18 protein-coding genes, 2 tRNA genes and 1 riboswitch are annotated in these 19,960 nt (G+C 61.9%); of the genes, 10 read left to right on the top strand and 10 right to left on the bottom strand.

Going from position 1 to position 19,960, the window contains the following annotated elements:
• Positions 1-93: 93 nt before the first annotated feature.
• Positions 94-178: transfer RNA gene (locus B5G40_RS08220), tRNA-Tyr, on the bottom strand.
• Positions 179-190: 12 nt separating this feature from the next.
• Positions 191-266, bottom strand: a tRNA-Thr gene (locus tag B5G40_RS08215).
• A 258-nt stretch (positions 267-524) separates the two neighbouring features.
• Here B5G40_RS08215 and B5G40_RS08210 point away from each other — a divergent pair.
• From B5G40_RS08210 to B5G40_RS08195, 4 genes are all read left to right on the top strand, one after another.
• Complete coding sequence (locus B5G40_RS08210) at positions 525-758, top strand: hypothetical protein (RefSeq protein ID WP_087269898.1); 234 nt, start codon at positions 525-527, stop codon at positions 756-758.
• Positions 759-783: 25 nt separating this feature from the next.
• The gene (locus B5G40_RS08205; RefSeq protein WP_087188353.1) at positions 784-1,056 is read left to right on the top strand and encodes a sigma-70 family RNA polymerase sigma factor; all 273 of its coding nucleotides are present in this window, start codon (positions 784-786) and stop codon (positions 1,054-1,056) included.
• Between the two features lie 97 nt (positions 1,057-1,153).
• Positions 1,154-2,518: an RNA polymerase factor sigma-54 gene (gene rpoN / locus B5G40_RS08200; RefSeq protein WP_087399299.1), complete on the top strand. Its 1,365-nt coding sequence runs from the start codon at positions 1,154-1,156 to the stop codon at positions 2,516-2,518.
• A 14-nt stretch (positions 2,519-2,532) separates the two neighbouring features.
• Positions 2,533-3,189: an HAD family hydrolase gene (locus tag B5G40_RS08195; RefSeq protein WP_087270005.1), complete on the top strand. Its 657-nt coding sequence runs from the start codon at positions 2,533-2,535 to the stop codon at positions 3,187-3,189.
• A 150-nt stretch (positions 3,190-3,339) separates the two neighbouring features.
• Here the strand turns inward: B5G40_RS08195 and B5G40_RS08190 are convergent, their stop codons facing one another.
• From B5G40_RS08190 to rd, 8 genes are all read right to left on the bottom strand, one after another.
• On the bottom strand, positions 3,340-4,128 hold the full coding sequence (locus tag B5G40_RS08190) for an OAM dimerization domain-containing protein (RefSeq protein WP_087188351.1): 789 nt from the start codon (positions 4,126-4,128) through the stop codon (positions 3,340-3,342).
• Positions 4,125-5,693 carry a lysine 5,6-aminomutase subunit alpha gene (locus B5G40_RS08185; RefSeq protein WP_087188350.1) on the bottom strand — a complete coding sequence of 523 codons (1,569 nt, stop codon included), beginning with the start codon at positions 5,691-5,693 and terminating at the stop codon, positions 4,125-4,127. The genes B5G40_RS08190 and B5G40_RS08185 overlap by 4 nt, the downstream gene beginning before the upstream one ends.
• Positions 5,694-5,776: 83 nt before the next feature.
• Positions 5,777-7,030 (bottom strand): lysine 2,3-aminomutase, encoded by a 1,254-nt coding sequence (gene ablA, locus B5G40_RS08180; protein WP_087269892.1) that lies wholly within the window; start codon positions 7,028-7,030, stop codon positions 5,777-5,779.
• 429 nt (positions 7,031-7,459) lie between these two features.
• Positions 7,460-8,500 (bottom strand): L-erythro-3,5-diaminohexanoate dehydrogenase, encoded by a 1,041-nt coding sequence (locus B5G40_RS08175; protein WP_087188348.1) that lies wholly within the window; start codon positions 8,498-8,500, stop codon positions 7,460-7,462.
• A 79-nt stretch (positions 8,501-8,579) separates the two neighbouring features.
• Positions 8,580-9,398: a 3-keto-5-aminohexanoate cleavage protein gene (locus B5G40_RS08170; RefSeq protein ID WP_087188347.1), complete on the bottom strand. Its 819-nt coding sequence runs from the start codon at positions 9,396-9,398 to the stop codon at positions 8,580-8,582.
• A gap of 121 nt (positions 9,399-9,519) precedes the next feature.
• Positions 9,520-9,697, bottom strand: a riboswitch (Lysine riboswitch).
• A gap of 204 nt (positions 9,698-9,901) precedes the next feature.
• Positions 9,902-11,398 carry a MutS-related protein gene (locus tag B5G40_RS08165; protein WP_087399298.1) on the bottom strand — a complete coding sequence of 499 codons (1,497 nt, stop codon included), beginning with the start codon at positions 11,396-11,398 and terminating at the stop codon, positions 9,902-9,904.
• Positions 11,382-12,398, bottom strand: coding sequence for a hypothetical protein (locus tag B5G40_RS08160; RefSeq protein WP_087399297.1), 1,017 nt, complete (start codon positions 12,396-12,398; stop codon positions 11,382-11,384). The genes B5G40_RS08165 and B5G40_RS08160 overlap by 17 nt, the downstream gene beginning before the upstream one ends.
• Before the next feature lie 401 nt (positions 12,399-12,799).
• Positions 12,800-12,958, bottom strand: a complete 159-nt coding sequence (gene rd / locus B5G40_RS08155; protein ID WP_087399296.1) for a rubredoxin — start codon at positions 12,956-12,958, stop codon at positions 12,800-12,802.
• 132 nt (positions 12,959-13,090) lie between these two features.
• Here rd and dusB point away from each other — a divergent pair, with 132 nt between their 5' ends.
• The 6 genes from dusB to B5G40_RS08125 all read left to right on the top strand — a co-directional run bounded on the left by dusB (position 13,091) and on the right by B5G40_RS08125 (position 19,463).
• On the top strand, positions 13,091-14,077 hold the full coding sequence (dusB, locus tag B5G40_RS08150; protein ID WP_087399295.1) for a tRNA dihydrouridine synthase DusB: 987 nt from the start codon (positions 13,091-13,093) through the stop codon (positions 14,075-14,077).
• Positions 14,078-14,116: 39 nt separating this feature from the next.
• Positions 14,117-14,713, top strand: a complete 597-nt coding sequence (locus B5G40_RS08145; RefSeq protein WP_087269876.1) for an RNA polymerase sigma factor — start codon at positions 14,117-14,119, stop codon at positions 14,711-14,713.
• A 41-nt stretch (positions 14,714-14,754) separates the two neighbouring features.
• Positions 14,755-15,714, top strand: a complete 960-nt coding sequence (locus B5G40_RS08140) for an anti-sigma factor family protein (protein ID WP_087269873.1) — start codon at positions 14,755-14,757, stop codon at positions 15,712-15,714.
• A 120-nt stretch (positions 15,715-15,834) separates the two neighbouring features.
• Positions 15,835-16,338, top strand: a complete 504-nt coding sequence (locus B5G40_RS08135) for an RNA polymerase sigma factor (protein ID WP_242959332.1) — start codon at positions 15,835-15,837, stop codon at positions 16,336-16,338.
• Entirely contained in the window at positions 16,331-17,212 is an 882-nt protein-coding gene (locus B5G40_RS08130; protein WP_087399294.1) for a DUF4179 domain-containing protein, read from the top strand. The genes B5G40_RS08135 and B5G40_RS08130 overlap by 8 nt, the downstream gene beginning before the upstream one ends.
• Before the next feature lie 172 nt (positions 17,213-17,384).
• Complete coding sequence (locus B5G40_RS08125; protein WP_087329985.1) at positions 17,385-19,463, top strand: elongation factor G; 2,079 nt, start codon at positions 17,385-17,387, stop codon at positions 19,461-19,463.
• Positions 19,464-19,960: the final 497 nt, after the last annotated feature.

The following is a 19,960-nucleotide window of genomic DNA, read 5'->3' as shown; positions in this document are numbered from 1 at the left end:
AAACGCAGGGGAAGAAAAAAGCCCCGCCGTCCGGCGAGGCATCCCGATTGGGGAGGAAAATAAAAAATGCCCCGCCTTCTGGCGAGACATTTTTGGTGGAGGAGGGTGGATTCGAACCACCGAAGCGAATCGCAACAGATTTACAGTCTGCCCCCTTTGGCCACTCGGGAACTCCTCCATATGAACTTGTTGGAGCTGGTGGACGGACTCGAACCCCCGACCGGTTGATTACAAATCAACTGCTCTACCAACTGAGCTACACCAGCAGACCAGCTCGTCCACAGCGAATGTTATTTTATCAGGGAGAAGGGGATTTGTCAAGAGAAAGAACAAAATTTTTTAAAAAATTTTTGGAGGAGGAATGGGTATCCGGCCACGGGTGTGGACAGACCCGCTGCGGGATGTGCAGCGGGTACCGCCGGCAGAGTGGTGCCGCCTTTGCGGCGCGGAGCTGTATGGCCAGGAGCGGGAGCTTTGCCCGCTCTGCCGGGCGGAGCTTACCGACAGAGAGAAGGGGACTAGGCATGACATTACAGGAGTTATCGATTCAATATCGGGCAGGTGCGGAGACCCTGCGGCAGCGGGTGCAGCTGCTGGAGAGCCGAAGGACGGCCGCGGTGGACGAGCACGGACGCCGGCTGCTGGAACAGCGCATTCGCCATCTGGAGGCCATGTGGCGAGAGGCCCGGGACCTGGCGGTCCTGTGTGAGCGCTATTACGACAGGGGGTATCACTGCAATGTCCGGTACACGATATAGGAGAGGGAAAGAGTTTGCCGCCGATATGGCAGTCTATGCTCAGGTCATGGCGGAGGATAACTCCGAGCAGATGGGGCGGCTGCGCCGCAATGTGATGCGGGCCCTCCAGGAGGATGTAACCCCCCGGCAGCGGGAGTGTATGCTGCTCTATTATGAAAAAGGGCTCAATATGCGGCAGATCGCCGAGCTGACCGGTGTGGATAAATCCACCGTGTCCCGCAACATCAAGCGGGGAGAGTCCCGGCTGCGCCGCTGCCTGCGCTATGGAGCCGAGCAGCTGCTGGCGCCCCGGGAGTGAAGTATTTTCTACCGGGCGAGATGTTGAAATGTGAGGGGGTTCCATGATATACTTTCTTCCGAGAAACCGCGAAAATGGGCGAAGGGAGGAAGTTACCTTGGAATTGAACCTGACACAAAAGCAGACACAGACCCTCTCTCCCCAGATGATGCAGTCCATGGAGATCCTTCAGATGGGGTCTCAGGAGCTGCTGGAATACATTGAGGAGGCCGTGCAGGAGAATCCGGTGCTGGAGCCGGAGGAGCGGTACGACAAGGCGGATGAGAGCGATCAGCTCCGCCGCAAGCTGGAGTGGCTGGAATCCACCGACCCTCAGAACCGTTACTATCACCAGCAGGATACCGAAGAGGAGGACGACCGGCTGGGCAATTACGGTACCATGGAGGACCGGGAGGACAACCTGTATTACTATGTGCTCTCCCAGCTCAAGGTGCTGGATCTGCCGCCGGAGGTCATGGAGGCCGGCACCTTCCTGGTGGAGAGCCTCAACGCCAACGGCTGGCTGGATGAGCCTTTGGATGCCCTGGCTGCCGATTACGGCTGCCCGGTGGAGGTGCTGGAGCAGGCGCTGGCTGCCGTCCAGTCCCTGGAGCCCGCCGGCGTGGGGGCCCGGGACCTGTCCGAATGCCTGCGGCTCCAGCTGGTGCGCCGTACGCCGGTGGACCAGCTGGCAGTGCGTATTGTGGAGAGCCAGCTGGATGCCCTGTCCAAGAGCCGCTACGGCCTCATTGCCCGGGAGCTGAAGGCAACCCCGGAGGAGGTGCGGGCCTCCTGCGAGTTGATCCGCACCCTGAATCCCCGGCCGGGCACCGGATTTGCCGCCAGAGAGAACCTGACCTACATCAATCCCGATATCATCGTGGTCAGCTTTCCCGATCACTTCGAGCTGCTGACCAACGACTACTATTTCCCCACTCTGGGGATCAGCGGGTACTATACCCGTCTGCTGAAGGAGAGCGATGACCAGCAGGTGAAGGATTATCTCACCGGAAAGGTCAAGCAGGCCAAGTGGATGGTCCATGCCATTGAGCAGCGCCGCTCCACCCTCATGTCCTGCGCCGGGTGCATCCTGGAGCTGCAGGAGGCCTTCTTCCGGCAGGGACCGGGCCATCTGGTGCCCATGTCTCTGGCCGACGTGGCCGGGCGCATCGGGGTCCACGAGTCCACGGTGAGCCGGGCGGTAAAGGACAAGTACATCCAGTGCTCCATGGGGGTGTATCCCCTGAGCTACTTCTTCTCCCGCAGCCTGGGGACCAGCAGTGAGGACGCCGCCTCTCCCGACGCGGCCAAGGCCCTGCTGAAAAAGCTCATCGCCGGAGAGGACAAGAAAAAGCCTCTGTCCGACCAGAAGTTGTGTGAGATGATGACCGCCCAGGGCTGCCCTCTGTCCCGGCGCACCGTAGCCAAATACCGGGATGAGCTGCATATCCCCAGCACCACAGGGCGGAAGCAATACGAATGATTTTTGGAGGAATCATGAGTTTTCAAGGGGTATTTTTTGATTTTGACTATACATTGGGGGATGCCACAGAGGCCATTGTGGCCGGTTTCCAGTACGGCTTTGAGCAGATGGGTCTGCCGGAGCCGGAGCGGGAGGCGGTGCGCCACACCATCGGTATGACTCTGGAGGACGGCTATACCACCCTCACCGGAGACCAGCGGCCCGAGCAGCGGGCCCTGTTTCGGAAGCTGTACACCGAGAAGGCTGGACCGCTCCAGGTGCAGGTGACCAAACTCTTCCCCGGCGCGGCGGAACTGCTTGCCGCCCTGAAGGAAGCGGGCATCCCGGCGGGTGTGGTAAGCACCAAGCGCACCGACACACTGACGGCAGTGCTGGAGGCCAGAGGAGTGCGGCAGTACCTGGTGTCTCTCACCGGAGGTGACAAAGTGGACCGGCCCAAGCCGGATCCCCAGGGGCTGCTGGCAGCCCTGGCAGAGCTGGGCCTGAAGCCGGAAAATGTGCTCTACTGCGGGGATACCCTCATTGATGCGGAGACCGCCCACCGGGCCGGGGCCCATTTCTGCGCCGTTCTCAACGGTACCACTACCCGGCAGGACTTTGAAGCCAGCGGCCTGCCGCTGGATCATGTGGCGGAGGACCTTGGGGATCTGAAGGCCTGGCTGGGGCTGTAATTCTATTATATAAGGTAGCAAAAAATGCCGGGGCAGCAGCCCCGGCGTTTTTTTACGCAAAACGGACAACGGGGCCCCGTCTGGGGCCCCGTTGTCCTACAGAGAAAAAGAGGGGAAAAAGAGGAAAAATCGAAACAATTGAGATTTGGGTTACTTACCCAGGCGGCGGACCATTTCCTTGGCGCAGAAGGTGGCCACGTCGTCAGCGTAGGTACCGGCACCAAAGCCGGCGTCATAGCCCAGCTCCTTGGCCAGAGCGTGGGTGATACGGGCGCCGCCGCAGCAGAAGATGTACTTCTCGCGGACACCCTCGGCCTCGGCCAGCTCGATGAGCTCGGTGAGGTTCTGGATGTGGACGTCCTTCTGGGTCACGGTCTGGGACACCAGCAGCACGTCGGCGTTGACCTCGGCAGCCTTCTTGAGGAACTCCTCGTTGGGCACCTGGGAACCCAGGTTGTAGGCCTCGATCATCTCGTAGCGCTCCAGGCCGTAGTGGCCGGCAAAGCCCTTGCGGTTCATGATGGCGTCGATGCCCACGGTGTGAGCGTCGGTGCCGGTGGAGGCGCCTACCACCACCAGCTTGCGGCCCAGCCGCTCCTTCAGGAACTCATCGGTCTCGTCCATGCTCATGGCCTCGTCGGCCACGGTCTGCACCACGATCTCGTTGTAGTTGATGGAGTGGGTGAGGGAGCCGTACACCACATAGAAGGTGAAGGCCTCGTCCAGCTTCTGGCGGAGAGCCACGTTGGGATCGGCCAGGCCCATCTTCTGAGCCATCAGCACGGCAGCCGCGGCGCCCTTGTCGTCGTCCTTAACGGGCAGGGTAAAGGAGAGCTGCACCTTGCCGTCGTTCATGGTGTCGCCATAGGGTTTCAGCCGGGTCAGGTCCAGCGTGGTGTCAAGGTCCTTATCGCGAATCTGATACAGTCCGGAACTCATTTGCCGGCACCCCCTTTCATCATGGGCTCAAGGAAGGGGTTGAAGTACCCGGCGGCCTTGGTCACAACGCCGTCCAGGCCCTTGCCGCCGTCGCGAGGACGCTTGATGTCGGCAAAGATGCCCCGCTCCAGGGTCTCGAAAATGCCCAGCTGCTCGATCTGGCCCAGCAGATCGGTAGCCTTGTGCAGCACGTCGGCGGCACGGTTCTGCATGATGCCGCCTTCCTTGAACACGATCTCGCTGCCCAGGTCGTGCATGGTGCGGAAGATGTACTGGGCATTCTGGATGGCCAGGAAACGGTCGGACAGGAAGGGAGTGTGGATGGCCTCGGTCATCATGCCCAGCAGGTGGATCTTCTGGTTGGTCAGGATGGTCACCATGTTGAACAGGGCGTCCTGAACGTGGCCGCGGAAGATGTTGCCGGTCATGAACTTGGTGGGAGGCATATACTTCAGGGGAGCGTTGGGGAAGATCTCCCGGGCCATCTCGGCCTGGGCCAGCTCATACAGGAAGCCATTCTCCACGTCGGGGTCAATCTCAAAGGCATGACCCAGACCCATCTGCTCCTCGGGCAGGCCGGCCCGCAGGGCGAAGGCCTCGTTAAGGAACTGGGAGGCCAGCACGGTGTGAGCCTCTTCCACAGCGTCGGCGGTGGTCAGGTAGTTGTCCTCGCCGGTGTTGATGACCACGCCGGCATAGGCGTTGATGGCGCGGGAGAAGGACTGGTCCACCAGGGTGCGCTGCATATTGATGTCGCGGAACAGGATGCCGTACAGAGCGTCGTTCAGCATCACGTCCAGACCCTCGAAGGCGCCCATGGCGGCGATCTCAGGCATACACAGGCCGGAGCAGTAGTTACACACGCGGATGTAACGGCCCAGCTCCTCGCCCACCTTATCCATGGCCTCACGCATCAGGCGGAAGTTCTCCTGAGTGGCGTAGGTGCCGCCGAAGCCCTCGGTGGTGGCGCCGTAAGGCACATAGTCCAGCAGGGACTGGCCGGTGGTACGGATCACGGCGATAACGTCGGCGCCCTGGCGGGCGGCGGCGGTAGCCTGCACAACGTCCTCATAGATGTTGCCGGTGGCAACGATCAGGTAGATCCAGGGGCCCTGCTTCTCGCCGCCGTGGGTGGCGATGAAGTCCTCGCGGCGCTTGCGGCGGGCGCGGATCTTGGCCAGGCTGGCCTCCACAATGGGATCCAGAGCGGCGTGGATCTCGGCCTCGCTGTGGGTGGGCAGAGCTGTCAGGTCCAGCTTGTCGTTGGCCACGTCCTCGGCGATGGCCTGGGGATCCTTACCGGTCTCCACCATGGCGTTGCCGATCCAGAAAGCGGCGCCCTGGGGCAGAGCGCCCTTGTCCATCAGGTGCTCCACAACCACGTTGGGCAGAGGCACGTCGCCGGCGTCCACACCGTCGATGCCCAGCAGGCGGCAGATGGTACGCTCCACGGCCACGGTGGTGCAGCCGTCGATGAAACGCTGGGTGTCGTCCGCCACACGGGAAGCGTGAGCGCGTGCCTGTTCCACCAGCTTAAAATCAAGGTTCAGCTTGGATTCCAACATCGATCACTTCCATTCTTTTTCAGTTCAAAACGGGGGGCAGCGGATCGCCGCGGTTGGGCGGCGATCCGCTGTATTTATCTGGATTACTCCTCGTGGTGGGAGCGCTTATGACGCTCCAGGTTGGCGGGCTCCATGGAGAGCGCCTGGCCGCGCTCCAGGCCGGCCACGCCCATGAGCTCCTTCTTCTTCTTGCCGGTGCAGTAGTCGCACTGACAATCGGTGTAGTGCTCGGGCTCGGTGTAAGTGGTGATAACGCCCTCGTAGTTGCGCAGGATGACCTTCTTGGGGGTCTGAGAGATGACGTACTGAGGCATGACGGGAGTCTTGCCGCCGCCGCCGGGGGCGTCCACCACGAAGGTGGGCACGCAGAAGCCGGAGGTGTGGCCGCGCAGGCCCTCGATGATCTCGATGCCCTTGCTGACGGGAGTACGGAAGTGCTCCAGGCCCATGGACAGGTCGCACTGATAGATGTAGTAGGGGCGCACCCGGATTCTGACCAGCTCGTTGACCAGCTTCTTCATGGTGTAGACGCAGTCGTTGATGCCGGCCAGCAGCACGCTCTGGTTGCCCAGAGGGATACCGGCGTCAGCCAGCATGGCGCAGGCCTTGGCGGACTCGGGGGTGATCTCGTTGGGATGGTTGAAGTGGGTGTTCAGCCAGATGGGATGATACTTCTTCAGCATATTGCACAGCTCGGGAGTGATACGCTGAGGCAGCACCACGGGGGTACGGGAGCCGATGCGGACGATCTCCACGTGGGGGATCTCACGCAGCTTGGCGATGATGTACTCCAGGCGCTCGTCGGAGCAGAGCAGAGCGTCGCCGCCGGAGAGCAGCACGTCACGGATGACGGGAGTGTTGCGGATGTACTCGATGGCCTGATCGACCTGATCCACGGGCAGGCCGGCGTCGTTCTGACCGGCGAAGCGGCGGCGGGTGCAGTGACGGCAGTACATGGAGCACTGGTCAGTGATCAGCAGCAGGCAGCGGTCAGGATAACGGTGGGTCAGACCGGGAGCGGGGGAGTCCTCATCCTCGTGCAGGGGGTCCAGCAGGTCGGCGGCGGACTGATGCAGCTCCTTGGCAGTGGGGACGGCCTGCAGCCGGACGGGATCGTGGGGATCGCCGGGCTGAATCAGGGACAGATAATAAGGAGTGATGGCCATGCGGAGGGTGCCGAGGCAGGCCTTAACACCTTCCTCTTCCTCGGGGGTCAGATCCACATACTTCTTCAGGTCCTCCAGAGTCTCGATGCGGTTCTTGACTTGCCAATGCCAGTCGTTCCACTGCTCGTCAGTCACATCGGGGAACAGGATCTTACGGCGGGACTCTACCATAACAAGGTCATCCTTTCTAAATCAGTGTGGGGATGTGCCATTCACAGGCGTCAGGGACCGGAAACCGGAACGGGGGGAGAAAGGGTTGGGGAGGAGAGTTTCTCCGGCAGGACCGGACCGGAATCGTCGGCCGCAGAACGATCACATCAATCAGCTCATCTGTCGATGGGACAGGTAAGTCACAAAGTAAATGGGAAATAATCTGGAAATCGGTAAAACAGGAACTTACAGGTACTTTTTCTCAAAGTAGGCCTTCAGCTGGGGATTCTCACGCAGTGCCCCACGCAATGTTCCATTGCGCGGGGGCCCCGTGATTTGACATCCTCGGGGCAACTGAATTGCCCCTGCGGGAACGCTGCGCGTTCTGCGCGCCAAAAGGCGCGGCCAGCTGGCGCTGGTGTCCGAGCTGCACAGACAGCTCAGAATATCTTACAGATATTTCTTCTCGAAGTAGGCCTTCAGCTGGGGATTCTCACGCAGCTCGGACAGGGTGATCTCGGCGTGGTCCTTGGTGTAGCCGTTGCCGACGATCATGGTGACGTCCTTGCCGCAGCCCTCGGCGCCCAGGGCGGCCTTGGCGAAATCGGTGGCCATGGAGAAGAAGTATACCACGCCGTTGTCATGGACGGGCAGGATGGCGGCCATCTCGCAGGCGGGCACGTTCACGATCAGGATGGAGACATCGTACTCCTTGCCGTTGTTGACGGCCAGGGACTTCTCCAGCACCTCGGTGGGGTTGGTGGCGGAGCCCACGATGGCGTGGTGGCACAGGTTCATGCTCTTCAGCAGGTCGGCGTCCTCCTGGCAGATGACCAGGGCAACCACGTTACCGGTGGGGCCAACGCGCTTCATGGCCTCGTAGCAGCACATCATGCCGCCCTTGCCGGCGCCGCCCAGGATGAGCACGGAGTCACCGGGCTTCACCAGCTTAGCGGTCTGGGCGGGAGCACCGGCCACGTCCAGAGCGGCCAGAGCCAGCTCCTCGCTCATGTCGTCGGGCAGCTTGGCATACAGGCCGGACTCAAACAGGATAGCCTGGGCATCCACGTCCACGCGGTCGATCTCGGGGTGGATGGCCTTGATCTTGTTGATCTTCAGGGGGGTCAGGGACAGGGAGACCAGAGAAGCGATCTTGTCGCCCACCTTCAGGTCGATCTTGCCCTGCAGATCCTCGCCGATCTCACGGACGGTGCCGATGAACATACCGCCGGAACCGGTGACGGGGTTCTGCATCTTGCCGCGCTCATTGACGATATCCAGGATCATCTGCTCGGTCTTGGCCAGGTCCTTCTCGCAGGCCTCATAGATCTGGGTGAAGGAAGCGGAGTCAATGTTCAGAGCGGAAACGTCGCACAGGATCTCATTGGAGTAGCACTCCATGGTGTTGTCGATCTTCTTGGCAGCCTGGGTCAGCAGGCCCTTGGGCTCGATGACGCGGTGAGTGCCGTACTTGTTGCCTTTCTTCTGCATAGAAAGTTCCTCCTGTTTCGTTTAATGTTTGGTTGGGGAGATATATGGTTGGGGAGATAAGTAAAACAAAGGAATGAGATCAGGCCAGGGACAGGATCTTCCGGGCCTCATCGGGAGTGGCGATCTCGCGGCCCAGCTCCTTGGCCAGGCGGACCACCTTGGCGACCAGCTCGCCGTTGGAGGCGGCCTTGTGGCCCTTCTCCAGGTAGATGTTGTCCTCGAAGCCCACGCGGACGTTGCCGCCCATCACGATGCCGGCGGCAACCATGGGCCAGGCGCCCCGGCCGATGCCGGTGACGGTCCAGGTGGAACCGGCGGGGATCTGCTTCACCAGGTAGTCCAGGTTGCCCACGGTGGCGGGGGTGCAGCCGGACACGCCCAGCACGAAGTTGAACTGCATGGGAGCGCCGGGGACCAGGCCCTTGTTGGCCATGTTCACGATGGTGTCCAGGTGGCCGATTTCGAAGCACTCATACTCGGGCTTGATGTTGTTTTCGATCATGCGCTTGCCGAAGGCACGCATGGTGGGCATATCGTTGACGAAGATGTCGTCGCCGAAGTTGCAGGTGCCGCAGTCCAGAGTGGCCATCTCGGGGCACAGCTCGGTGGGCTGGAGCCGCTCCTCAGGAGTCATGCCGGTGGCGCCGCCGGTGGAGGGGATCAAAATAACGCCGGGGCAGGCCTCCTTGATGGCGTCCAGGATCACCCGGAACCGCTCCCGGTCCTGAGTGGGGGTACCATCGTCCTCACGGACGTGGACGTGGATGACAGCGGCGCCTGCGTCAAAGGCGCTCTTAGCCTCGCGGACCATTTCCTCCACGGTATAGGGGACAGCGGGATTGTGCTCCTTGGTGACCTCTGCGCCGCAGATGGCCGCGGTAATGATAAGCTTTTCCATGACACGCCTCCTCGAAAAAATAAAGCTACCCCGCCGGCAGAAGATGTATTCCTCCGGCGAGATAGCGCTTCATGAACAAAAAAACACTACTCATGTCCGCGGGAGGGGAAACTCTCGTTCAGACACAAATAGCGCTTCATGTGACTCATGACAATCCGTAAGCGCTGGGCCCACGGCTCAGGGGGAGGGCTGTACGATTCACGTCCCCCTTCGGCGGAGCGGACATTCACAGAGTACATCGGGCTCGCCTGCCCTTATCATTGCTCTGCTACCTTGCGCTCCGCGCCTCTATCCATGCGTGTTATTTACTTTTGACAAAAACACTATAACCCAGCCGTTTTTGTTTGTCAACTATTTTTTGAAAAATTAGGCCAACAAAATTCTTCTCTACCCCACAGACTTTTGTGCGCTACAGCGGGACGGCGCTTACCAAATGGTAACCAGAACTGGAAGAAGAAAAACTCCGGCAGGCGGCGTGAACTGCCTGCCGGAGCAGGGAAAATTTACAGATCGGCCTGGAAGAGATCCATGAGAGTATCGTCCAGTTTGAGCAGACGGCAGACACGCAGGGCGTCCCGGGGACAGGGGGCTCCGGGAGGGGCGGGGAGGAGGCGGTAGTCCATCCGGCGGGCGATCCGCTTGCGGGGATCGTCCCCCTCGTCGCCCTGGATGTCCCGCACCAGACCGGCCACCTGGTAGTGGGCGGCGGCCACGTCGGACACCCCGTCGTAGTGGGTGGTCATGAGGGCCACGCAGTCCAGACTGCTCAGGTGACGCACCAGAGCACGGGCCAGGGCTGCGCCCTCCTGGGGGTTGGTGCCCCGGGCGAATTCGTCCAGAGCCACGAAGAAGAACTGGCCGTGGGTTTCCCGCAGCAGCTTGTCCAGCAGATGGACTTCCTTGCCGAAGGAGGACAGGCCGCCGGCGCCGGGGCCGCTGTCGGCCAGGATGAGCTCCACCCGGTGGAACAGGGGAAGGGTGGCGGACTGGGCAAAGACGAAGAAGCCGCACTGGCACAGAAGCAGGGAGAGCACGGTGGAGCGGAGAGACACGGTCTTGCCGCCCATGTTGGCGCCGGTGATGACGGTGCAGCCCGGTTTCAGATCCAGATCCAGCGGGGTGAACTGTTCGCCCCGCTTAGCCAGATCCTCCTCCACCTGGGGATGGCGCACCCCCCGGAGGGTGATGGATTTGTCGGCGCTGAGGGCGGGCCGGACACAGTTGTACCGCAGAGCCAGCTTGGCCTTGGCCACGATGAGATCCAGACGGCCCAGAGTCTCCATGTTGTCCAGGAAGGCCTGCTTGTAGGCCATCAGCTTGCCGGTGAGCATCCGGCGGACCTCCAGCTCCAGCTTATCCTCCTCCACCGCCAGGACACGGCGCTTTTCCATCAGGGGGCCCCGCTTGTCCTCCATGGTCATGCGGATGGCCTTCTCCAGCTTGGCCTTCTCCGCGCGCAGGGGTGCCAGGTCGTTGTGGTAGGAATTGACAACGGAGAAGGTGGGCAGACGGCGTCCCTCCGGGTCCATCAGCTCCAGGGCGTCAGCCAGGGAGGGGAAGGACAGCCCGGCCATGGGGGGCAGGGCGGCGTAGGCCTGGACCAGCTGCTCCAGGGTGACCAGGAAATGCTTGATCTCAAAGAGCTCCACCAGATCGAAGGGGGCGCCGGGGTCCCGGTCGAAAGAGCCCCGGATGTCGTGAAACAGGGGCAGGCAGCGGGTGACACCCCGCAGAGCGGCGGCGGCGTCCTTGCGCTCGGCCTCGGTGAGCCGCACCGGGCCGCAGCCGCAGCCCTCGGTCTGAGGGGCGGTGGTGCCTGCGTTCCAAAGCTCCATGGCCAGAGCCACATTGTCCAGCTCCTCCTCCAGGGCGGCCTCCTCTCCGGGGCCGTACCACCGCAGGGAACGGGCGGCTGCCTTGCCGAACGGCGACATGGGACTCAGCCGGTTCAGTACCCACTGAAACCCTGCGTTTTCCCGCAGTTCATGCGTCAGTTCCATCATGATCCTCCTTCACGTTGACCACCGGCAGGTGGATGGCCTGCCGCAGGGCGGAGATGAATTTATCCGGTTCAAAGTGCCAGCCGTAGGCAGACCAGGGATTGGCAGCCACCGCGGCGATGGTCAGCTCCCGGCGGACAGCCAGTTGGCCGCCGTTGCGCTGGAACAGCTCCAGGGCGGCCCGGCCTGCCAGCAGGTGGGTGGCGTCCTGAGTGACCAGGGTAGTGGGAGCGCCCCGGCGGGCCAGGGTTTTGAGCAGGGGGTCGGTAACCCCTCCCGACGCCCACACCGCCAGGGGGCGGCGAGGCAGCTTGTTCCACTTGGGGCTGCCGCCTTCGTCCAGGGGCAACTCCAGAGGGGTGCCGTCCAGCTCGAACAGGGCGAAGCGGTCCTCCACGCCCTCCAGGGCGGAACGCAGGCCGGCGTGCTCCGGCACTTTCCGGTCAAAGAGCCAGCAGGTGTGGGCGGTCTCCGATACCACCAGGTCCATATCCCGGTCCAGAGAGGCACCGGTACACAACAGGGCCACGCCTTCCACACCGGCGCCAGCCAGAGACTTTCGTCCGGCGGCCCCGTCGATGAGGACCCGCTGGGCCCCCAATTCCATGAAGCGAGCGGTGAGGGGGCGCAGCTGTCCGGCGGCAGAGGGACCGGCCAGCTGGACATAGCCGTCAGACAGGGTGCGGAAAATAGCCACCGGTCCCAGGGGGGTCATCACGTCGGTCAGGTCCACCACCTCCAGGGTGGCGTCGCACAGCGTGATCATGCCCCGGGCGGTGGCGAACAGATCGCCGGCTTTCAGGTACAGATCGGGCTTCTCGGTCCCGGTGACCAGGTCGGTGCGCTCTCCGTCCCGGCCCACCGAGGTGAGGGCCAGCCGCTCGTCCCCCAACTCGGCCATCAGGCGGCGCATGGCGGTGGTCTTGCCCGCGTTCTTGCACAGGCCGATCACGGTCACGGGGGAGGCATCCCCCACCAGCGGCGCTAACAGATGTTCCAAAATAGGGCCTCCCTTCCATAGGAAAATTGGGTCATTTTTGAGTTCGTCGAGGCCATTATAAGAGGCCCACATCGGTTCTGTCAATGGGGAGAAGCAGAATTCCAGCCGCCTGAAATCAGATGCGAGGAGTAGCAGAAAATGAAAAAAGCATACATCAATCATGCAGAGCCGGGGAACGGACGAAAGAAATATATAGCATAATGGCAGAATAAATGATTACTTTTTGGAATATAAAAAATAAAATTTACAAAATAACCGGGAAAAACCAAACGAGAATCATTTGACAGAAAAGAGGAACGCTTTTGTACATGAAATTTTGGAATGGAATTGATGCAAAAAAAGAAAACCGCCTGTCCGACGGAACAACCGTCAGACAGGCGGAATGCGGCGGGGGGAAAAGCTTACTGCTTGGAGAACTGGTCCTTGCCGGCGCCGCACAGGGGGCACACCCAGTCGGCGGGAACCTGCTCCCAGGAAGTGCCGGGGGCTACGCCGTTGTCGGGGTCACCCTCAGCGGGATCGTAGACATAGCCGCAGAGATCGCAGACGTACTTATCCATGTTAGAACGCTCCTTCATTTTCATCTTAAATCAAGCGGAGGATACCCGACGGGGAAACAACCTTGCCGGATTTCCTGTCCTGTGGTATGATACGCTTGTTACGCTACTATTTATAACACATCGGGGGACACTGTGAAAATTGGCAATATCACGATAAATTCGGCGCTGGCGCTGGCTCCTATGGCGGGAGTGACAGACCTGGCCTTCCGGACCATCTGCCGGGAGCTGGGGGCGGGCTATACCATTACGGAGATGGTGAGCGCCAAGGCCCTGTGCTATCAGGACAAAAAGTCGGTTCCGCTCCTTCAGCTGGGGGAGGGGGAACACCCGGCGGCGGTGCAAATCTTCGGCAGCGACCCGGCCTGTATGGAGCAGGCAGCGGGTATGGCCGCGGAGCGCTCCGGCGCCGATATCATCGACATCAATATGGGCTGCCCGGTGCCTAAAGTGGCCAATTCCGGCGACGGCTCGGGGCTGATGAAGAACCCGGAGCTGGCTGTGAAGGTGGCGGAGGCGGTGATCCGGGGCGCCGGTGGCAGGCCGGTGACGGTGAAGTTCCGTCTGGGCTGGGACAAGGGCTCCATCAACTGCGTGGAGTTTGCCAAAGCCATGGAGGAGGCCGGAGTGGCTGCCGTGGCGGTCCACGGACGGACCCGCACCCAGATGTACTCCGGCACCGCCAACTGGGACTACATCCGGGCGGTGAAGGAGACGGTTTCCATTCCGGTCATCGCCAACGGCGATGTATTTGAGCCCAAGGACGCGGTACGCATCCTCAAGTACACCGGGGCGGATATGGCCATGATTGGCCGGGGCTGCTTCGGCAATCCCTGGCTGTTCCAGCGGGCCAATGCGGCGCTGGCGGGGGAGGAGATCCCGCCTCTGCCGCCCCTGGCCCAGCGGTGCGACACGGCGGTGCGGCAGTTTGAGCTGTCGGCGGCCCAGAAGGGGGAACACATTGCCTGCCTGGAGGCCCGGAAGCACTACGCCTGGTACCTGAAGGGGGTGCCCCACGCCGGATACTATAAGGAGCAGATCAGCCATGTGTCCACCCTGGAGGATATCTACAAGGTGACAGCGGGCATCAAACGGGATTTGAAAGACGAGCCGGACCGGTAACGGCGGCGGGTACAAGATAGAGAAAGGGGTGAGAAAGGCATGAAAGCGGAATGGGAGCTGGTCCAGCGGGCCAAGCAGGGGGACGAGGAGTCCTTTGCCGCCCTGGTGGAGCAGAATCAGGGACGGATCTACAATCTGGCCTTGCGGATGACAGGCAACCCGGACGATGCCCTGGAGCTGAGTCAGGAGGCCTTTCTCAACGCCTGGAAGGGGCTGGGCAAGTTTCAGGGGGACAGCTCCTTTGCTACCTGGCTGTACCGGCTGACCAGCAATGTGTGCATTGATTTTCTCCGCCGGGAAAAGCGGCGCAGCGCCCTGTCCATGACCATCTCTCTGGATGATGAGGAGGAGGCCAGGCAGGCCGAACTGCCCGACGAGCGGTTCTCCCCCCATGTGGAAGCTGAGCGCCGGGAGCGGCAGGAGACGCTCCGGGCGGGCCTCAGCACCCTGTCGGCGGAGCACCGGCGGGTGCTCATCCTCCGGGAGCTGGAGGGGCTGTCCTACGGCGAGATCGCCCAGGTACTGTGTCTGGAGGAAGGCACGGTGAAATCCCGCATTGCCCGTGCCCGGCTGGCTCTGCGAAACTATTTGAAAAAACAGGGGAACTTTTTTGATTCGTCCACGTCTATACCATGAACAAGGGGGAACTTCCCCCAAAACGGAGAGGAGGGAACGATATGCTGAGCTGTGACGAGGCGCTGGAACTAATCAGCGCCCGGTTGGACGGACCTCTGACCCAGGAAGAGACTGCCCGGCTGGAGGAGCACCTGTCGGCGTGCCCGGCGTGCCGGACCCTTGCGGAGGATCTGAAGGAGCTCCATGAGGAATTACCCCAGCTGGCCGCTCAGCCCCCTGCCGGGCTGAAGGAGGGGGTTATGGACCAGATCCATACCTCCAAGGTCACTCCCTTCCAGAGCAAGAAGCGGCAGTGGCGCTGGCGGAGCCTGGCCTCCCTGGCGGCGGTGGCCGCCCTGGTGCTGGTGGGCGCTGGGGTTATGGACCAGTGGCGCACCGGCGGCTTCCGGGGCGGCGAGCAGGCCCCCGGCAGCATTTCCGTGGCGGTGGAGAGCAACCTGCCTGCCGGAGGCGATGAGGAGGGACCGGTGACCCGAGAGATCGTGCCCCAGCCCACCCAGGCCCAGGCAGAGAGCGGCAATCAGGAGGATCAGACTGCCGGCGGCAGCTCCGGTCAGGGGACAGACAGCCAGCAGGGCGGTCAGAGCTATTCCGGAGAGGGCAGCACAAAGACCACGGAGCCTGCTGCTGCGTCCCAGACACCTGCTGGAACTGGAGCTGAACCCTACAGCGTGACCCCGGACGACCGGGGCGTCCAGACGACCCAGGCCACCGTGAATCCCACGCTTACCCAGATCGGTCTTACCCAGACGGAAGCCCTGTACAAGCTGGCCGCCTGGCTGGGCTGGAACACCGACGAGCTGACCGTGGGTGAGGACGGGACCATGACCGGCCCCACTGCTCAGGACGGCACTACCACCAAGCTGATGTGCGCCGGACTGAACCAGGAGGGTACCGGCTGGCTGTGCCAGCTGGAGCAGGTCACCCCTGGCCCTGACGGTACCGCCAGCTGCACCGCCTACACCGTGCCGCTGGACGGCAGCGAGATCGTGCAACCGTAATTATTTTGAGAAAGCGCAGGCTGCGGGCCTGCGCTTTTTCTATTTGGATGTGACGAAACAGAGGGCTGGCGCGTAGTTCAGGTGAAAGGCCTTTTCAAACACCTGGAGAGGAGGGGTCATGTGAAGAAGGATGCCGGCGGGTTCAATGCCCGGGCGGAGGAGCTGCTGGAGCGGTACGCAGGGCTGGTTTACCGACAGGCCTTTGCCCGCACCCGCAGCAGGGAGGGGGCGGAGGACGTGTTTCAGGAGGTGTTTCTCCGCCTGGTGGCCAAGCGTCCCCAGCTGGAAACTGAGGAACACGAAAAAGCCTGGTTCTGCCGGGTGACCATCAACTGTGCCAACTCTTACTGGCGTAATCCCTTCCGCCGCCGGACCCAACCCCTGGAGGACACGGGGGAGCTGACGGCGCCGCCGCCGGAGGGAGAAAGCGAGTTGGACGCCTGCCTGGACAGGCTGTCTCCCGAGCTGCGGGTGGTGGTTCATCTCTACTACTACGAGGGGTACTCCACCCCTGAGATTGCCGGGCTGCTGGGCAAGAAGGAGTCCGCCGTGCGGATGCGCCTGATGCGGGTCCGGCGGCAGCTGTGGGACTATCTGGAAGAAGGAGGGGATTCCTGTGTTTGAGCATGACTATCGCGCCAAATTTGACGAGATTGCTCCGGACCGGGCGCTGGTGGAGGGTACCCGGGACCGGATGAGAAAAGCGTTGTCCGGGGAGAAGGCCCGGCCCCGCCGCCTTACCCGCCGGGGGCTTGTGGCGGCAGCCGCTGCCGCCGCCCTTACCGTTACCGCCCTGGCGGCGGGGCCCACCCTCTGGCAGGCCATCCAGAACGACCTGGGCAGCCGGACCTCCTATGCCACGGAGGTGGAGGCCGCCTGTGAGGATCAGGGGGTCCGGATCGAAGCGGCCCAGGCCCTGGCTGACGGCAGGATGGTGCGGGTCTATTTCACGGCTCGGGACCTGGACGGGAATCGGCTGGATGAGACCACGCAGATCAGTTGTTCCCTGATGAGGACGGACAGGGATGTCTGGCCCTACTGTCTGGAGGGCTTTGGCCCCGAGCAGTTGCCCAGGCTGACCCAGGTGGAGATGCTGGTGGACTATTCTGCCCTGAGTAAACCGATGGAAGGGGAGTGGACCATAGAAATTCCACTCCAGACAGTGGAATCTGAGTATTTTTCCATCTCCCTTGCATTGCCTGCTGATCTTGAGTCGGAGGGCTCTGTCATGGCCCAGGCCCTGGAACTCTCCCCGCTGAGCCTTACTCTGGTTTGTGATCAGGATACCATGTACCTGGAGGATGGAAAGACACTCCGCTTTATTACACTGGAGAAATTTACTCCTACGGTCGTTTTGAAGGACGGCACCGTCCTGACCCCAACGTATGCGGATGGAAACAGCTGGTGGGCCACCTGGGCCTTCGATCAGCCCATCGACCCGGAGCAGGTGGTTTCCATTACCCTCAACGGCCAGACTATCCCCGTGGACCAAAGCTGAACTGTCCCAAGGCCCCGCCCCTTCTGCGGCGGGGCCTTCCTCTGCCTTACCCGGGAGTTTGCGCGATTTTTCTAAAGTTTTAGTTGTAACTGACGGAACTTTCATGTATAATGGACAACAGCAGTTTACCATGCTGCTCCGCGATTCCAAATGTAAGGAGAGGAAACAAGTTATGAGCTATTCCGTACAAAATATCCGCAACGTCTGTCTGCTGGGACACGGTGGCAACGGAAAGACCTCCCTGGCCGAGAGTATGCTGTTTTTGACCGGTGGTACCCCCCGTCTGGGCAATCCTGCCGACGGAAACACCGTTTGTGATTATGATCCCGAAGAGACCCGCCGCCAGATTTCCATCTCCACCGCGGTGGCCCCCATTGAGTACAATGGCTGTAAGATCAACGTGCTGGACACTCCCGGCTACTTCGACTTCTCCGGTGAGGTCATGGAGGCCATGCAGGTTTCCGACGCCGCCATCATCGTCTGCTCCGCCAAGGGCGGCATGAGCGTGGGCGCCGAGAAGGCCTGGAAGCTGTGCCAGCGCCGCAATATGCCCCGTCTGCTCTACATCTCCAAGACCGACGAGGATAACTCCGATTACAACGCCGCCTTCGACACCCTGCGGGAGCGCTTTGGCAAGAACATCGCCCCCGTGGTGGCCCCCATCTGGGACGCCGACAAGAAGGTCATTGGCTTCATCGACGTGCTCCATAAGCGTGCCTTTGAGGCGGGCCCCAAGGGCGAGCGCGTGGAGATCGACGTGCCCGACGAGAAGTTGCCCGTGCTGGACGAGCTGTACGACGCCCTGAAGGAGTCCGTGGCCGAGACCAGCGAGGAGCTGATGGACAAGTATTTCTCCGGCGAGGACTTCACCTACGCCGAGATGATCCAGGGCCTGCGCCAGGGCGTCAAGGAGCTGTCCCTCTTCCCTGTGGTGTGCGGCTCCGCCATCACCGGCCTGGGCACCCGTATGCTGCTGGACATCATCGTGGAGCTGCTGCCCTCTCCCCTGGAGGGTCATCCCCTCATGGGCGAGAACGAGAAGGGCGAACTGGACGAGTTCGTGGCCTTCCCCGGCGCTCTGCCCTGCGCCTTTGTGTGGAAGACCGTGTCCGACCAGTACGGCAAGTACTCCTATGTGAAGGTGCTCTCCGGTAACCTGAAGCCCGATATGCAGGTGGTCAACGCCCGCACCGGCGCCACCGAGAAGCTGGGCCGCCTGTACGTCATGAAGGGCAAGAAGGCCGAGGAGGTCAAGGAGCTGGAGTGCGGCGACATCGGCGCCATCGGCAAGATGGACAAGGTCAAGACCGGCGACACCCTGTCCGACCCCCGCAAGGTGGTCAAGATTGAGCCCATCCCCTTCCCCGAGCCCTGCTATTCCGTGGCCATCAGCCCCAAGACCAAGGGCCAGGAGGACAAGATCGCTGCCGGTCTTACCCGCCTGAACGAAGAGGATCTCACCTTCAACTGGGTGAACAACGCCGAGACCCACCAGATGGTGGTTTCCGGTACCGGTGATATGCAGATGGACGTCATCGTCTCCCGCCTGAAGAGCCGCTTCGGCGTGGACGCCGAGCTCTCCGAGCCCCGTGTGGCTTACCGTGAGAAGATCCGCAAGAAGGTGGAGGTCCAGGGCCGCCACAAGAAGCAGACCGGCGGTCACGGCCAGTTCGGCGACGTGTGGATGCGCTTTGAGCCCGGCGACACCGAGGAGCTCCAGTTCTGCGAGGAGGTCGTGGGCGGCGCTGTGCCCAAGAACTACTTCCCCGCTGTTGAGAAGGGTATGCGTGAAGCCGTGGTCCACGGCGTGCTGGCGGGCTATCCCGTGGTGTACCTGAAGGCCACCCTGTTCGACGGCTCCTATCACCCCGTTGACTCCTCCGAAATGGCCTTTAAGACCGCCGTGCAGCTGGCTTACAAGGCCGGTATGCCCCAGGCCAGCCCCGTGCTGCTGGAGCCCATCGGCGAGCTGAAGGTCACCATCCCCGACAGCTACATGGGCGACGTCATCGGCGACCTGAACAAGCGCCGTGGCCGCGTGATGGGTATGAACCCCGACGGCGAGGGCAACCAGGTGGTGGAGGCCGAGGTGCCTATGGCGGAGATGAGCCGCTATGCCATCGACCTGCGGTCCATGACTCAGGGCCGCGGTTCCTTCACCTTCCACTTTGTCCGCTACGAGGACGCTCCTCCCGCCGCTCAGGAGAAGGCCATCGAGGCCGCCAAGGCGATGCAGGACGAGGCAGACTAATAGAATGCACAAGGGCCGGGCTGATATCAGCCCGGCCCGTTTTTTCGGCGGGAGGAAAAGCGTCCTCGACCAAGCGTTTTGCCCTATGGGCAAAACCTTGATGCCGGGGCAATTCACTTGCCCCGAGCAGGTGAAAAGAAGTGGGGACCCCGGCGGGTCTTGACCCGCTGGGGCGGACGCACCTCCCGCCGCCCAGGAGAAGGCCATTGAGGCCGCCAAGGCGATGCAGGAAGAGGCAGACTAATAAGAGCACAAGGGCCGGGCTGAAATCAGCCCGGCCCGTTTTTTCGGCGGGAGGAAAAGCGTCCTCGTCCAAGCGTTTTGCCCCAAGGGCAAAACCTTGATGCCGGGGCAATTCACTTGCCCCGAGCAGGTGAAAAGAAGTGGGGACCCCGGCGGGTCTTGACCCGCTGGGGCGGACGCACCTCCCGCCGCCCAGGAGAAGGCCATCGAGGCCGCCAAGGCGATGCAGGACGAGGCAGACTAATCAGATGCAC

The sequence above is a fragment of the Flavonifractor sp. An9 genome, from assembly GCF_002161245.1.
Classification (GTDB): Bacteria; Bacillota; Clostridia; order Oscillospirales; family Oscillospiraceae; genus Flavonifractor; species Flavonifractor avicola.
The sequence above is the reverse complement of the archived record's forward strand: the minus strand, read 5'-3'. Positions and strand labels throughout refer to the sequence as shown.

Coding starts and splice junctions, on each gene's coding strand:
- B5G40_RS08195 (WP_087270005.1), top strand. CDS start 2,533: ATGAGTTTTCAAGGGGTATTTTTTGATTTTGACTATACATTGGGGGAT.
- B5G40_RS08170 (WP_087188347.1), bottom strand. CDS start 9,398: ATGGAAAAGCTTATCATTACCGCGGCCATCTGCGGCGCAGAGGTCACC.
- B5G40_RS08175 (WP_087188348.1), bottom strand. CDS start 8,500: ATGCAGAAGAAAGGCAACAAGTACGGCACTCACCGCGTCATCGAGCCC.
- ablA (WP_087269892.1), bottom strand. CDS start 7,030: ATGGTAGAGTCCCGCCGTAAGATCCTGTTCCCCGATGTGACTGACGAG.
- rd (WP_087399296.1), bottom strand. CDS start 12,958: ATGGATAAGTACGTCTGCGATCTCTGCGGCTATGTCTACGATCCCGCT.
- B5G40_RS08185 (WP_087188350.1), bottom strand. CDS start 5,693: ATGTTGGAATCCAAGCTGAACCTTGATTTTAAGCTGGTGGAACAGGCA.
- B5G40_RS08190 (WP_087188351.1), bottom strand. CDS start 4,128: ATGAGTTCCGGACTGTATCAGATTCGCGATAAGGACCTTGACACCACG.
- B5G40_RS08145 (WP_087269876.1), top strand. CDS start 14,117: ATGAAAGCGGAATGGGAGCTGGTCCAGCGGGCCAAGCAGGGGGACGAG.
- B5G40_RS08125 (WP_087329985.1), top strand. CDS start 17,385: ATGAGCTATTCCGTACAAAATATCCGCAACGTCTGTCTGCTGGGACAC.
- B5G40_RS08140 (WP_087269873.1), top strand. CDS start 14,755: ATGCTGAGCTGTGACGAGGCGCTGGAACTAATCAGCGCCCGGTTGGAC.
- B5G40_RS08165 (WP_087399298.1), bottom strand. CDS start 11,398: ATGGAACTGACGCATGAACTGCGGGAAAACGCAGGGTTTCAGTGGGTA.
- B5G40_RS08205 (WP_087188353.1), top strand. CDS start 784: ATGGCAGTCTATGCTCAGGTCATGGCGGAGGATAACTCCGAGCAGATG.
- B5G40_RS08210 (WP_087269898.1), top strand. CDS start 525: ATGACATTACAGGAGTTATCGATTCAATATCGGGCAGGTGCGGAGACC.